This is a genomic window from Parafrankia irregularis, from assembly GCF_001536285.1.
GTDB lineage: Bacteria > Actinomycetota > Actinomycetes > Frankiales > Frankiaceae > Parafrankia > Parafrankia irregularis.
On sequence record NZ_FAOZ01000004.1, the window covers coordinates 477,350 to 492,114 of the forward strand.

Here is a 14,765-nt window from a genome sequence, read left to right on the forward strand (position 1 = left end):
GACTACCCCCACCTCTGATATCAGCCGCCCTCGACGGTGGCGTTTGCTTGCTAGCACTTTCCCACCACCCCATCGCGGCAATCGGACAGGGTAGGACATTCGGACCACTTTGGCTGACGCGAACATACCTGTGAAGAGGCCGGCGCAGGCCCCGATCCGCCCGCGCGCCGTGGTCTTTGCCCAGGTAGCGGCGTTCGGAGGGTGGGTGGGACGCGGCATGGCCGCTCGGCGCCGGTTCTCCGGGGTATTTCGACGAGGAGCGACAGGGTCTTTGGTCCTGTAGGCGGCGTCGGGAAGTTCACTGCAGTGCGCAGCCCGGCAGAGCCGGCCTTACCGGCGACCAGCAGGGCGACCAACAGGCCCAGCGTGGTGCGGCCGGCATCAGGCGGCCCCGGCCCGCGGTATCCGTCGGCCCTGCCTACCGGCTTTTACCTACCGGCCCTGCCGCCCCAGACAAGGCCGCAGAGAAGGCCCAGGACAAGAGTCGCCAGGGCCACCACCAACGCCAGCAGCGACTCCGCGCCGGCCGCCGGCCACGCCCAGCTCCTGGCCTGCCCGTTGACCTGTGCGCCCAGCGAACTGGTGACGACCGCCACGGTAACCGGGAACAGGGACGAGGCCTGGGCGCCGACGATCGCCACACCGACCAGTGAAAGACCTATGTACCCGGCCATGTTGCGGCCCGCGGCGAACCCCTGGTCATTGAGCCCCGTCACCTGGAGCAGGGTTCCCGCCAGCATCCCGATCGCCGCGGTCATCACCATCACCGCGCAGTCGAGCCACCGCGTGGGCCGTGTACCGGTCAGCTCGAGGCCGTCGCGTCTGGACAGGCAGTAGGAGACCACGCTCGACGGGGCCAGCGGGAGCAGGAGCATGACGGGGAGCCGCAGGCTGGAACCGCCAAGGAGGCTCGGGACCGGAAAGGCCGCGTCACCCACCAGGAGCACGGCGACGAGCGAGCCCACCACGACGGAGAAGTGCATCGTGTAACCACGGTTGCGCCACCACCAGATCACGCGTACCCGCCGGTGGTGACTGGACGGGCCCCGAGATCAGAGCGTCCGCGCCTCGTGGGGTCAGGTGCCATCGGTGCCCCCGAGCGGTCGGCAGTCCCGTACCAGCGCAAGTGTCCGCTCGTATTCTTCCCGTTGGTGGGAGACAGGGCTTCCCGCCCGTTCGTGGAGATATGTCAGAACGTCCACCGGGTAGGCATCGGCGACATACTGCTCCGGAACGCCCACCTGGAGCGCCAGCCAGGCCTGCAGGTAGGGCACCGCGAGCGACGACGATGCCGTCCGCATGCTTTCCCAGGGCGGCAGCTGACGGGGTGGGCGACCCGGCTCGCATTCCGGCGGACGCGGAACCACCGCGCGAGCGAGCGCCAGTCGGACCTCGGCGGCGTCCGCGTCGCCGGGCAGGTAGAAGAACCAGTCCGCGGTGGATGCCTCGGAGGCGGTCCCCGGGACGTCCAGGCCGATCGCCTGCAGGCGGGAGCGGACAACCTGAGCCTGCGTGGCGGCCTCCGAGAGCAGGTTCGCGTGCTCCGGCCAGACGCACACCAGCGGACTGGAACCGGCACATCGCAGGTCACCGGGATCGCGTTCGCTCTGGGGCGAATCCCCCATGGATCTGGCGGTGAGGCAGGCGGCCGTGACCGCGACCGCGGACACGGCCAGGCCGGGAAGCAGCATCCAGCGCGGATGCCTGGTCTCCCGCACCAGCAGGATCAGGACCAGGACAGCCCCCGCCGCGAGTGCGGCCGGGGCGAAGAAGACGCCGGCCGACGGCTGCGCGGCCAGCATGCAGCAGTCCTCCGGCATCCCGTTGAGGTGGCGCAACCAGGGTGGACTGACCGTCACGGGATATGTGATCAGGATCCAGCCGAGCACCGCGACCGCCGGCGCGGCGATGACCCCTGGAAGGAACCACCCGAAGATCAGCCCGGCCGCGGTCATCCCCGTCACCACGGCGACCGCGGCGGCGGCGATGACAGGACTGGGGTGACCGGTCACCGCGTCGAGCTCGAAGCCGACCGCGACGTAGGAAAGCAGCAGACCGAGAAGCCCCGCCGCGGCGATGGGGCTGACCAACCGAAGCAGAACATGGAAGACACTGCGTGCGGGAGCCAGCCGAAGCGCGCCAGACCTCCCGAGACGACCGGCCTCCCATGCCGCGGCTGCCGCGCACACGGGCGCCACGAACGGAAGCGCATAGGACGCCTTGGCGGAGCCGGTTACCCAGTACCCGTCTCCGAGCTGCATCGTCACGAAGGCGGAGGTCTCGTAGAGGAGAACCATCGGAACGATGAAGAAGGGGGCTTTCAGCGCCGCATGGGATCTCAGGTACCAGGTCCATCGCGAGCTCAGGCGCGAACGCACCGCATAGCCGAGCCGAAGTCGACGGGCCATCAGCTTTCCGAGACCAGATGGGTGTACGCGAGCGCGGCCTGGCGTCCTACCGGGGCATCCGGGCTGTCGGCCAGAGCGAGGTAGTCGGCCACGGAGCCGGAGAACCGCACCTCACCACGGTCCAGGACGACGACGTTGTCGAAACTCTCGAGGAGATCCTCGGTCTGATGGGTCGACACCACGACCGTGGCCGATTCGGCCAGATCCGACACGAGCTGAGTGAAGACCTGCCGCTGAGCGGGGTCCAGACCCGCCGTCGGCTCGTCCATGAGCACGATCCTCGCTCGGTGGACCACTGCCTGGGCGATACCCACCCGTCTGAGCTGCCCGCCGGACAGAGCCCTGGCCAGTTCGTTCTCCCGGTGGTCGAGGCCGACCTGGGAGAGCGCGTTCTTCGCCTCTCTCCAGGACTCCGCCTTCGACATTCCCTTGAGCCAGCCGACGTAGGCGACCTGCTCACGAATCGTCAGACCGGCCATGGGCCTGACGTGCTGCGGCATCCAGGCCATCTCGCGTCGGTACTGCCGGCGCCCGGACCCTTGTTGGATCGGACGCCCGTCGAAGGTGACACGGCCGGTGCGTGGCGCCAGCACCGTCGCGCCGACGGCGAGCAGGGTGGATTTTCCCGCGCCGTTCGGGCCCAGTAGTACCGTGCGCCCGGGCTGGAAGGCGCAGGTCAGGTTCCGGAAGACATCCCGCCCAGCACGATAGGAGTAGGAAATTTCGTCAAACACGAGAAGCACAAACGTCATCCATTTTTTCGGAGCGGGCGGGCGGACGGGTGCCGTGCCCCGCGGCGCACGGCACCCAGCAGCTCCGATTTCTACCAGCTCACGCCGACAGTCTCGACGTCGAGGATTCTACCCGAATCCGAGCCGTTGATGGTCTTCAGCCTGAATCGGTAGTTTGTGGCGGCGGGGTCGGCCCAGTGATAGTTGTCGCTGTCGTAGCAGTTCAGCACGACGGTGCTGCCCTCGCCGTCCGGCAGATAGGGGCGCGACCAGCGGAGCGCGATTCCGGCGTCCGCGCCTCCGGTGCTGTTGTTGTTGACCCGGCAGCCCTTGAACGTCACGATCGTGTCGTCGTTCGTCGAGTTGTTGTCCTGCCACCAGCGTGACTCGAAGCCGGTCACGGCGTCATCGATGTACGAGCTGAAGGTGCCCTCGTACGCATATGCCGGTAGTCCCATCCCCATGATGGCGACGGGAACACCGGCGGCCACGGCCGCGGACCTTCTCATTTCGACCAGCTCTCTTTCGTCGTTGTTTCGGTTTTTCTGGTTCCCGGGCCCGGCGTCGCCGTTCTGGTTCGAATGGGTAGACGTCTGTTGGGGCTCCAGGAAGATCCGTGAATCCGTTGGCCTCGAAAAGCATGGTGGTCATCGGGGAGGTGGTCTTCTCGGCGGGGCTGACGGCCACCCGGGCAGGGCGGGTTTCAGAGGCGATCCGCGCGGCGCTCGGCGTCGACCTGTCCCGAGATTCGCGGCCCGAAGGTCAGCAGTCCCGACGCCGCTCGTCGCCGGCTCGGCCAGACCGCGATTATGTACTCGTCCCAGTAGCGCCCGTCGTAGTAGATCGCCTCCCGGAGGCAGCCCTCGACGTCGTACCACCTGCCCCGGCCGCTGGCGATCTGGGTGAAGTTGTATTCGGGAAGCTCTGCGTAGAGCTTTCTCGGGCCGTAAACCTGGAAGACGTGGTCGATGAACAGGCTGACCGCCTCCATCGGAAGCCCCCGTGCTATGGCTTCCGGCGTGAAGACAGCCGCAATGTATGCACTCCTGCGCCGCTGATCATGGTTGTAGCAGACAACATGGCCGATAGGTTCGAGTGTCGGCCACAGATATGCGACGAACTGCGTGAGAACGCCCTGCTGGATTCCGTGCTGGAACGCCTCGAAAGTCGGGACCGCGCCACGGAACCGCCAGCGGTGACCCAGCTCCTCGCTGATGGCCAGCTGGTAGAGAAAGTGATGCGAATCTGGATTCACCGGGCCCAGGGCAATATTGTGCGTCCTGAGTCGGATGGGGCGCGGATGTGACACCCCGGGCACGTCGGCGTCGGCGTCGCCTTCGTTCTTTGTCTGCGGCGATTCTTCCGGAATGCTCCCGAGCAGCTCGACGAGATCGCCGAAAGTTTGCGGATGGTTCTGGTCGAGTGCCTCCCGAGGGACACCGGCTGTGGTCAGCCAGTGCACCAGCTCCAGCACTGCAGAGAATCAACCGCCAGGTCCTCGTGAAATTTTGCGCCAAAGGAGAAGAGCTCCCGCGAAAATCCGGTGAGGTCTGCCAGGAAATCGGCCAGGCCCGCCTCCACCACCTCCCGGGAGGGAGCTCCCGGGCCACCGCGGGCCGATATGGTTTCGTTCGTCAAATGTCCGGACTCCAGCCCTGTCCTTGGTATGTCTCGAGCCAGGGCGAAGTGAGGGAGCGGCCGGACCACGGCAGCACCGGTTGTCTGCGCACCACAAACGCCCGCCGAGCCGCGTCCCTCTTTTTGCATCGCCCCGCGGCGCGACACCAGCAGCCTCGATAGATTTCGGTGAAATCTGTATTCTCCGACTTTCGGCATGCTAGTCGGGCTATTTATGGCGAGCAAGGCTTAGTCGCGGGCGGCATCGCCGAACGTCAGGCGGGAGCCGGAGCGGTTGAAGCGATTTCCTTACCAAGAGTAACGGCGTGGATTCTGTGTACCGAGCGTCTCTGGCCTCGCACCGACGGGAGCGATGCACGTTGAGGGGTCGACCTGCTGTCGGGGCATGAATCGCGATGCCGTGAGCTCCGTACACAGAGCGTGTTGAAAGGCGTGAGTGGGCGGCCGGGGTGCCCGCACATCATGTGAGGCATATCACTCGATGATCCGAGCTGCCCGCCCGCCGGCCGTCCGTCGCGGGCCGGGGCGGCTCCGCCGAACGTGCGCGGGCCCAGGCGAAATCCGGGCTCAGGACGCCGGAATCCGGACCGAGCGCCAGACGCGGAACGCCGGCAACGTGGATGCGTGGCCGGCGCTCAGGCGGCTGAGGGGGGCGCCGCCCGTCACCTGCCCGGGTGGCGCCCCGCCGTCGCTTCGTGGAACCAGTCCGGCTCTGTGGAACCAGTCCGGCTCGGTGGAATCAGACCAGGTCGTAGCGGTCGAGGTTCGACACCTTGACCCAGGCGGCGACGAAGTCGTGCACGAACTTCTCCTTCGCGTCGTCACTCGCGTAGACCTCCGCGAGTGCCCGCAGCTCGGAGTTCGACCCGAAGACCAGGTCGACCCGGCTGGCCGTCCAGCGGACCGCACCGGTGGCGTCGTCGCGGCCCTCGTACAGGCCGGCCTCGTCCGCCTTCGGCGCCCAGGTCGTCCCCAGATCGAGGAGGTTGACGAAGAAGTCGTTCGTCAGCGACCCGGGGGCGGTGGTGAGGACGCCGAGCTGCGACTGCCCATAGTTCGCCCCGAGCACCCGCAGGCCTCCGACCAGCACCGTCAGCTCGGGCGCGCTCAGGGTCAGCAGGTTCGCCCGGTCGACCAGCAGGAACTCCGCCGGCAGGCGGCTGGCCTTGCCCAGGTAGTTGCGGAACCCGTCCGCCTTCGGCTCGAGCGGGACGAACGACTCGACGTCGGTCTGCTCCTCGGTCGCGTCGGTGCGTCCCGGGGTGAACGGCACCTCCACCTCGACATCGGCGGCGCGGGCGGCGGCCTCGACCGCGGCGGCGCCGGCCAGCACGATCAGGTCGGCCAGCGAGACTTCCTTCCCGCCGGTCTGGGCGGCGTTGAAGCCCTCCTGGATCTCCGTCAGCGTCCGCAGCGCCGTGGCCAGCTCGTCGGGCTCGTTCACCTCCCAGCCGCGCTGCGGCTCCAGCCGGATGCGGGCGCCGTTCGCGCCGCCGCGCTTGTCCCCGCCGCGGAACGTCGACGCGGACGCCCACGCCACCGCGACCAGCCGCGACACCGGCAGCCCCGAGGCGAGGACCTGCGCCTTGAGGCTGGCGACGTCCGCCGCGTCGACCAGCTCGTGATCCACCGCGGGCACCGGGTCCTGCCAGATCAGCCGCTCGGCCGGGACCTCCGGGCCGAGGTAGCGCTGGATCGGGCCCATGTCACGGTGGGTCAGCTTGAACCAGGCTCGGGCGAAGGCGTCGGTGAGCTCCTCCGGGTGCTCCAGGAAGCGCCGCGAGATCGGCTCGTAGATCGGGTCGAAACGCAGCGCCAGGTCCGTCGTCAGCAGCGTCGGAGCGTGCCGGCGGGACGGATCGTGCGCGTCGGCGACCGTACCGGCGCCGGCACCGTCCTTCGGCTTCCACTGGTTCGCCCCGGCCGGGCTCTTCGTCAGCTCCCACTCGTAGCCGAAGAGGATCTCGAAGAACCTGTTGTCCCAGGTGGTCGGGGTGTCGGTGAAGATACCCTCAAGACCACTGGTGATCGTGTCACCACCCTTGCCGGTGCCGAAGCTGTTCTTCCAGCCGAGGCCCTGCTCCTCCAGCGGGGCGCCTTCGGGCTCCGGACCGACGTAATCGTCCGGGTTCGCCGCGCCGTGCGTCTTGCCGAAGGCGTGCCCGCCGGCGATCAGCGCGACCGTCTCGACATCGTTCATCGCCATCCGGCGGAACGTCTCGCGGATGTCGCGGGCCGCGGCGAGCGGGTCCGGGTTGCCGTTCGGGCCTTCCGGGTTGACGTAGATCAGGCCCATCTGCACCGCGCCGAGCGGCTCCTCGAGCTCCCGGTCACCGGTGTAGCGCTCGTCGCCGAGCCAGGTCTGCTCCGGGCCCCAGTAGACGTCCTCGTCGGGTTCCCAGACGTCGGGACGGCCACCGGCGAAACCGAAGGTGGGCAGTCCCATCGATTCCAACGCGACATTACCGGTGAGAATCATCAGGTCGGCCCAGGACAGTGCCTGGCCGTACTTCTTCTTGACCGGCCAGAGCAGGCGGCGGGCCTTGTCCAGGTTCCCGTTGTCCGGCCAGCTGTTGAGCGGCGCGAAACGCTGCTGGCCGGCCCCGGCACCGCCACGGCCGTCACTGATGCGGTAGGTACCGGCGCTGTGCCAGGCCATCCGGACCATGAACGGGCCGTAGTGCCCGAAGTCCGCCGGCCACCATTCCTGGGATGTCGTCAGCACCTCGGTGATGTCCCGCTTCACGGCGGCGAGGTCGAGGGTGTTGAAGGCCGCCGCGTAGTCGAAATCCGAGCTGAGCGGGTTCGCCACGGCCGGATTCTTGGCGAGGATCTTCAGGTTGAGCTGCTGCGGCCACCAGCCGCGGTTGCCGCCCCCCTGGGTGGGGTGCGGGGCGCGGCCGTGCGCCACCGGGCAGCCTCCGGCCGCGTTGCTTTCCGTGTCGGTGGGAAAGACTTCCTTTTCCTGGTTCTCGGACATGCAACCCTCCGGGCAGGGATCTCGTCAGGGCTAATCGGGTCACGAATTGTGCACTGAGAGTGACGGTTGGATTGATTGGTGAACGGGCGGCGGTGGATCGCAAGGCGAACCGGTCTTCAGGTGCTCGGTTTCTCGGGTGATCGGTGGTGGGGGATCAGAAACTTCCGGCGTCGGAACCGGAACAGGCGGGGCAGCGGCCCCAGTAGACGACCTCGGCCTCGTCGATCGAGAACCCGTTGTCGTCGGAGGCGGTGAGGCACGGTGCCTCGCCCACGGCGCAGTCGACATCCGAGATGGCGCCGCAGGATCTGCAGACGACGTGGTGGTGGTTGTCTCCGACCCGCGACTCGTACCGGGCCACCGAGCCGGCCGGCTGAATGCGCCGCACCAGGCCCGCGTTCGTGAGTACCCGCAGCGAGTCGTAGACGGCCTGGTGGGAGGCCTCGGGGAGCTCCGCGCGCACTGCCCCGATGATCGAGTCGGTGTCGGCGTGCGGATGCGCGTGGACCGCGCCGAGCACGGCCACCCGCGGACGGGTGACGCGCAGGGCGGCCCCCCTCAGCATCTGCTGGAAGTCCGCGGACGTCGTCATGCGCACTACGGTGCGCCCTTTTCCTGAACGAGTCAAGAAACAGTTCAAGATCTTTTTGGGGGCGGGGTGCGGCGGCGCACCCGGGCCGGGCGGGGGCGGCCGGGTCGAGAGCGATCGGGTGGGGCTGGTCCGGGAACGAGAAAGCCGCGGCCGGAAGGGATCCGGCCGCGGCTTCGGCGAACCTGGGCGATCGACTGCGGCTTGCCCGCGTTGATCGACTACGGCTTGCGCGTGTTGATCGACTACGGCTTGCGGGCGACGCCGCCGTACATGTAGACGTGGCTGTCCTCGATGGCGGCCGACTCGGCGTCGGGGTGCCAGCGATGGACGAGGACGATGCCCGGGTCGAGCAGTTCCAGGCCGCCGAAGAAGGCCGCGACGGCCGTCAGGTCACGCGAAACCATCGGGATCCCGCTGGCCCGGTAGGCGGCGGTGCCGTCCGCCACCTCCTCGGGGGCGAAGTCCGCCGTCACGGTGGAGATCGCCAGGATGCTGCCCGGGGCCAGCGGCGCCAGGAGCTCGCTGATGACGTTCTTCACGATCGCGTCATCCGGGATGAACTGGACGACCGCCAACAGGCTGACCGCCACCGGCTTGCTCAGGTCAAGGGTCTCCTGCAACTGGGCGGACTGCAGGATCTCCTGCGGCCGGCTCAGGTCGGCGTCGAGGTAGGCGGTGCTGCCCTCGGGAGTGCTGGTGAGCAGCGGCCGGGCGTGCAGCAGAACGATGGGGTCGCGGTCGACGTAGACCACCCGCGACTCGGGCGCGACCCGCTGGGCGACCTCGTGCAGGTTCGGGGAGGTCGGCAGCCCGGAGCCGATGTCGAGGAACTGTCGGATGCCGTGCTCCGCCGCCAGGTTGTGTGCCACCCGGGCCATGAAGTTGCGGTTCGCCCGCATGGACGTCGGCAGGTTCGGCAAATGCCTGGAAAATTCTGCGGCTGCCGCGCGGTCGGCCGGGAAATTCTCCGTCCCGCCGAGGATGTAGTCGTAGACCCGGGCCGGGTGCGGCACATCGGTTTTCAGGTCGACGTCCAGTGGCGTTCCGTCGGCGATGATGACGGAAGTGCCGCCGTCGTTGGGCTCGGCCTCAGTGGTCACGAATTCCCCCGTAGTGGGCGCGAATATTCTTCCGGCGCCTGCGTACGGGTGGGTCACATCTGCCGAACGCGGCACTGGCGCCGCCGGCGGACAGTGCCGACGTTGCGGGTAGAACCCTACCGTTCCGCTGATGAGGCAGGCGCTGTTTTGTCAGAAGGGAGCAAATGGAGTTCCGGCCCACCCGGACCCGGTGGACGGCTGCCGGCCGTCGCGGCAAACGTGGCCACTGGTTGCTTCTGGAGGTAAACCGGTGCCGCGGAGCCGCCACACGACGGCGCGATCTGCGCGAAATGTCTAGTCAACTGGGCCCATTGCCCTCTTGTTCGCACCGTGCATGCGTGTACCGGTGCGGTGAACCCGCGTTCTCGGCCCGAGGCCACTACCTGCCAGACCAGCTTGCCCTTGCCCGCCTATCTGGCTGACCCGGCGGCTCTGAGGCCATCCAGCAGGAGGTCGAGCAGGCGCCCGACCTGGGCGCGGTCGCCGCGATCCGCGGTCGCCAGGGTCACGCCACTGATGCCGAGCAGGAGATCGTCAGCGGTGACGTCCGCGCGCAGCACGCCCGCCGACACCCCGGCGGCCAGCAGCATCGCCACCGCGTCGGTCAGCCGCCGGCGGCTGTTCACGAACGGATCACCGCCGGCGGCGACCAGGGCGCGAAGCGCCCCGCCCATCCCGCGCTTCGTCGCCATGTAGTCGACGAACCGGTCCATCCACTCGCGCAGCGCCTGATCCGGTGGCAGGTCGCGGACGAGCCCGTCGACCGAGTCGCACAGCCGGTCGAGCTCACCGCGGTAGGCGGCGTCGACAAGCGCCTCCCGGGTGGGGAAATGGCGGTACAGCGTCCCGATGCCGACGCCGGCCTCCTTGGCGATCGCGGCGAGCGTGACCTCGGCGCCGTCCTCCTCCTGCGGCAGCAGGCGGACGGCCGCGTCGAGCAGCCGCTGCCGGTTGCGCCGGGCATCCACACGCAGGGGGCGGGTGGATGGCATCAGCTCTCGACCTCCTGGCCGGCCGGGCTGGCCGGCCGGGAAATTTTCCGGAGCCCCCTCCGGTTCCTGTCGAGTGGAACGGAGGAGACTCCGGATAAGCGTACCGAGGAGAAACCGGATCATGACTGATCGGATCACTACCCCGTTCAACGCCGAGTCGACGGCCGCCGAGGTGATCGCCGGCATCGACCTCACCGGCCGCCGCGCCATCGTGACCGGCGGCGCCTCCGGCATCGGCATCGAGACCGCCCGCGCACTCGCCTCCGCCGGAGCCGAGGTCACCCTGGCCGTCCGCGACCTGGCCGCGGGCGAACGCACCGCCGCCGACATCACCGGCTCCGGCTCCGGCACGGCTGCAGGGCGGGTGCTTGTCGAGGCGCTCGACCTGGCCGACCAGGCCTCGGTGGCCGCCTTCGTGCGCCGCTGGGACGGGCCGCTGGACATCCTCGTCAACAACGCCGGCGTCATGGCCTCGCCGCTGACACGCACCCCCGAAGGTTGGGAGCTGCAGTTCGCCACCAACCACCTCGGCCACTTCGCGCTGACCGTCGGCCTGCACGACGCCCTGGCTGCGGCTGCGGCTGCGGGCGGTGGCGGTTCGGTCGGCGGTGGTGCCCGTGTCGTCTCGGTGAGCTCCAGTGCCCACCACCGCTCCCCGGTAGTCTTCGACGACATCCACTTCGACCGCCGCCCCTACGACCCGTGGGGGGCCTACGGGCAGTCGAAGACGGCCAACGTGCTGTTCGCCGTCGAGGCCAGCCGCCGCTGGGCCGACGACGGCATCACCGTGAACGCCCTGATGCCCGGCGGCATCCGCACCAACCTGCAGCGCTACGTCTCCGACGAGGATCTCGCCCGGTTGCGTGCCGCCGCGGGCGGCGGCGACCTGAAATGGAAGACCCCCGAGCAGGGTGCCGCGACCTCGGTGCTGGTCGCGACCTCGCCGCTGCTCGCCGGCATCGGCGGACGCTACTTCGAGGACTGCAACGAGGCCCAGGTCGGCGTCCTCGGCGCCCGCAACGGGGTAGCCGCCTACGCCCTTGACCCGGACGCCGCCGCCCAGCTCTGGGACGTCTCCGAGCGGACCCTCGGCCTCGGCGTGACAGCCGCCAGCTGATCCCGCCCCGCCGCAGCCCACTCGGTTCCGGGTTGTCGGCCACGTGGCGTGACGGACGGCCGATGCCGCGGATCGGCCGTCCGCCGGCGTTCCTGCCAGGGCGTTCGTGGTCCTGGGCGTTGCACTGGGGCCGCTGATCATCCTCAGGAGGATCCAACCCGGTGAGGGATGAGGCTGGGGTTCGTCCCCGGGGCGCTGATCCTCACTGGAGGGATCGCGACACGGTCGGAGCCTGTGCGGGGCTGCCGGTCGTCTCCGAAGGTGGGCTTTGATCGATCGTCGATTCCTGATCAGCGGGTTTTGTTTCGCGGCGGGGTAGGTTTCCTGGCTGCCGGCCTTGTCGACGTATGTGCGCCTAATCCGGGCGGGCAGATACCTTACGCATGGTTACAGATGCTTACCGTGAGCAACAATTTACATGGGTTAACATTCCGGACACATCCAGCTGGCCCTTCTGTCCGTAGACAACGGGCATGGCTCGTAAGCACACCTCCACCGGCAACATCAGCAGTCACCGTGTCGACCGGCGTGCCCGGCAACGCGTTGTTGCAGTTGGGGGCGCTGCTGCTGTGCTGCTGGCGTCCAGCGCGGCGGCGACCGCCGCGGCCACGGTCACCGGCACCGCCGGGCTGACGGCGGTCGCGTCGACCTCGGCGCTGGTCCATTCCGTGGACCCTTCTCCCACCACCGCGGCGGCCTCGGCGGACACCACGGCCGCGCCCACGTCCACTCCCACCGCGACGACCGCCGCTCCGACGGCCACCCCCGCAACCACGGTCGAGCCCACGGCAAGGGCCACAGCCACGGACGCAGGCCCGGCCGGGTCGAATGCCGTCGGCGCCGCGGAGGCTCCCAACCCGCTGGCGGCGAGCAGTGCGTCCGCGCAGGGCGGCGTCACCGCGAGCGTCCTGGCGGAGCAGTTCCGCGCCTACCTGGCCGGACGTCCCGGCTCGACCAGTGTCGCGCTGTACGACGCCGCGACCGGCGAGACCGTCGTCAGCAGCAGCGCGACGACCCGGACGGGGTGGGAGACGGCGAGCACCGTCAAGCTGGACATCCTGGCCGCGTTGCTGTCGAAGACCGGTCAGAGCGGTCAGCTGACCTCGTCCCAGACAGCGCTGGCCAAGAAGATGATTTCGATCAGTGACAACGCGTCGGCCACCTCGCTGTGGAACCAGGCGGGTGGCAGCGCCGGCATGAACGCCTTCTACCAGCGGCTCGGGATGAGCGCGACCACCGCTGGCGCCGGCGGCAAGTGGGGGCTGACGAAGACCACGGCGAGTGACCAACTCGCGGTGCTGCGCGCGGTTGCCTACCCCAACACGACGCTGTCCACCGCGGCCCGGGCCACGGCGAAGAGCCTGCTTGACGGTGTGATCTCATCCCAGCGGTGGGGCCTGACGGCGGGCGTGCCTTCCGGGGTGGCAGTGGAGATCAAGAACGGCTGGCTGCCCTACGACGGCGGATGGGTGATCAACAGCCTGGCCCACGTGCACGGCAACGGCCGCGACTACGTGATGGCTGCCTACACCCGGGACAGCGCCAGCGAGAGCACCGGTATCGCCACCGTCGAAGGCCTCTCGCGGATCGCCTGGGCCGCCGGGACTGTGCGGGGCTGACCTGGACGGTGCACGGCCGACGGGCTGTGCGCGGCTGACACGGCCAGGAACTGCTGTGTCAGCCGGCACGGCCAGGAACTGCTGCGTCAGCCGGGTGGCACAAGCTGCGACAAGGTGCGAGGAGCGTGCTGGTCACGGCTTCCGGGTACGTACCTGTACCGGGGGACACGGAGGCCGCCGCGACGTGAGTTCGGCCGGTGATGTGCGCCGGCCTCCGGTGCTTGTGTGATTGGTCCGCCGGACGAGCCCGGTTCTGGAACGAGGCGAGGCTGACAGTCCGGTCGACCTGTTTTCGCTGTTGTGGCTGTCGTGACTGGCGAACCACCGTCCAGGAAGGCGCTTGCGCTGTGCCGATTCTCTGTCGCCCGGCAGTGATGGTGCCGGAGCATGTGATCTCCATGGAACGGACCCTGGAGCTGGCCCGTCAGCTGCACAGCGATCATCCGCGGCTTGACCTGGTGCTGTGGCTCATCGAGAACACCGGGGTGCGTCAACGTCATCTGGTGCGTCCGATCGCGGAAACCCTGCGGCATCCGGGTTTCGAGGCCCGCAACGCTGCTTACGAGCAGGAGGCGCGGCAGCGGGTTCCAGCGGTGGTGCACGTCGCGCTGGCCAGTGCCGGGCTCGACGTGGCGGACGTCGACGCGATCATCTTCGTCTCCTGCACCGGGTTTCTCATGCCGTCGATGACGGCGTGGATGATCAACCGGATGGGCTTCCGTAACGACACCCGGCAGATTCCGATCGCCCAGCTCGGCTGCGCCGCCGGGGGTGCCGCCATCAACCGGGCCGGCGAGTTCTGCCTGGCCTATCCGACGGCGAACGTTCTCATCGTCGCCTGTGAGTTCTGTTCCCTGTGCTATCAGCCGACCGATGACGGCGTGGGAAACCTGCTGTCCAACGGACTGTTCGGTGACGCGGTCGCGGCGGCGGTCGTCCGTGGGCAGGGCGGTCACGGCGTCCAGCTGGAGCGGAACGGATCCTTCCTGGTTCCGGACACCGAGGAATGGATCTCCTACGCGGTCAGGGAGACCGGATTCCATTTTCAGCTCGACAAGAGGGTTCCGGCGACCATGCCGATGCTGGCGCCGGCGCTGCGGACCCTGGCGAGCAGTCATGGCTGGGACGCCTCTGACCTCGATTTCTACATCATCCACGCCGGCGGCCCGCGCATCCTCGATGATCTGCGTGACATTCTCGGCGTCGATCCCGCCTTCTTCCGCTTCAGCCGGGCGACCCTCACCGACTACGGAAACATCGCGAGCGCGGTCGTGCTCGACTCGCTGCGCCGCCTGTTCGAGGACGACACGCTCGAGCACGGCGCCCGCGGGCTGATCGCCGGATTCGGGCCCGGCATCACGGCCGAGACCTGTGTGGGTACCTGGTCCCGAGCCGTCCGCGGTGGCCGCGGTGGCCGCGGTGGCGGTGGCGGCAGCGACCGCTGAGAGGTGGCAGCGGTCGCTGAGGGGGAACGGCGCGAGCGGGTCACCTGGGCGGGCTTCCTGGGCTGCCCGGACGGGCTGTGCGGGGAAGCTGTGTGGGAAAACCGTTTGATTTCCGGCCTCGTTCGGTTCGATGAATGCCGCGG

12 protein-coding genes are annotated in these 14,765 nt (G+C 68.6%); 3 read left to right on the forward strand and 9 right to left on the reverse strand.

Annotated elements, in window-relative coordinates; all coding sequences use genetic code 11:
* Positions 1–428: 428 nt before the first annotated feature.
* The 9 genes from AWX74_RS09065 to AWX74_RS09105 all read right to left on the reverse strand — a co-directional run bounded on the left by AWX74_RS09065 (position 429) and on the right by AWX74_RS09105 (position 10,441).
* A complete protein-coding gene (locus AWX74_RS09065) occupies positions 429–983 on the reverse strand; it encodes a hypothetical protein (protein WP_091273608.1) in 555 nt (184 codons plus the stop codon).
* A 93-nt stretch (positions 984–1,076) separates the two neighbouring features.
* A complete protein-coding gene (locus AWX74_RS09070; protein ID WP_091273611.1) occupies positions 1,077–2,408 on the reverse strand; it encodes a DUF7224 domain-containing protein in 1,332 nt (443 codons plus the stop codon).
* The gene (locus AWX74_RS09075; protein WP_091273614.1) at positions 2,408–3,151 is read right to left on the reverse strand and encodes an ATP-binding cassette domain-containing protein; all 744 of its coding nucleotides are present in this window, start codon (positions 3,149–3,151) and stop codon (positions 2,408–2,410) included. The genes AWX74_RS09070 and AWX74_RS09075 overlap by 1 nt, the downstream gene beginning before the upstream one ends.
* Positions 3,152–3,231: 80 nt before the next feature.
* On the reverse strand, positions 3,232–3,648 hold the full coding sequence (locus AWX74_RS09080; RefSeq protein ID WP_131799434.1) for a hypothetical protein: 417 nt from the start codon (positions 3,646–3,648) through the stop codon (positions 3,232–3,234).
* 194 nt (positions 3,649–3,842) lie between these two features.
* On the reverse strand, positions 3,843–4,613 hold the full coding sequence (locus tag AWX74_RS09085) for a GNAT family N-acetyltransferase (RefSeq protein ID WP_091273619.1): 771 nt from the start codon (positions 4,611–4,613) through the stop codon (positions 3,843–3,845).
* 903 nt (positions 4,614–5,516) lie between these two features.
* Complete coding sequence (katG, locus tag AWX74_RS09090; protein ID WP_091273621.1) at positions 5,517–7,757, reverse strand: catalase/peroxidase HPI; 2,241 nt, start codon at positions 7,755–7,757, stop codon at positions 5,517–5,519.
* A gap of 154 nt (positions 7,758–7,911) precedes the next feature.
* Positions 7,912–8,349: a Fur family transcriptional regulator gene (locus tag AWX74_RS09095; RefSeq protein WP_091273624.1), complete on the reverse strand. Its 438-nt coding sequence runs from the start codon at positions 8,347–8,349 to the stop codon at positions 7,912–7,914.
* A gap of 242 nt (positions 8,350–8,591) precedes the next feature.
* Positions 8,592–9,449, reverse strand: a complete 858-nt coding sequence (locus AWX74_RS09100) for an SAM-dependent methyltransferase (RefSeq protein ID WP_091273627.1) — start codon at positions 9,447–9,449, stop codon at positions 8,592–8,594.
* Positions 9,450–9,859: 410 nt separating this feature from the next.
* Positions 9,860–10,441 carry a TetR/AcrR family transcriptional regulator gene (locus AWX74_RS09105; RefSeq protein ID WP_091273630.1) on the reverse strand — a complete coding sequence of 194 codons (582 nt, stop codon included), beginning with the start codon at positions 10,439–10,441 and terminating at the stop codon, positions 9,860–9,862.
* 121 nt (positions 10,442–10,562) lie between these two features.
* On the opposite strand from AWX74_RS09105, the gene AWX74_RS09110 reads away from it, so the two are divergent.
* The 3 genes from AWX74_RS09110 (at position 10,563) to AWX74_RS09120 (ending at position 14,622) form a co-directional block, all read left to right on the forward strand.
* Positions 10,563–11,558 (forward strand): SDR family NAD(P)-dependent oxidoreductase, encoded by a 996-nt coding sequence (locus tag AWX74_RS09110; RefSeq protein WP_091273632.1) that lies wholly within the window; start codon positions 10,563–10,565, stop codon positions 11,556–11,558.
* A gap of 569 nt (positions 11,559–12,127) precedes the next feature.
* Entirely contained in the window at positions 12,128–13,177 is a 1,050-nt protein-coding gene (locus AWX74_RS09115) for a serine hydrolase (protein ID WP_091273634.1), read from the forward strand.
* Between the two features lie 398 nt (positions 13,178–13,575).
* Positions 13,576–14,622, forward strand: a complete 1,047-nt coding sequence (locus AWX74_RS09120) for a type III polyketide synthase (protein ID WP_278184623.1) — start codon at positions 13,576–13,578, stop codon at positions 14,620–14,622.
* Positions 14,623–14,765: the final 143 nt, after the last annotated feature.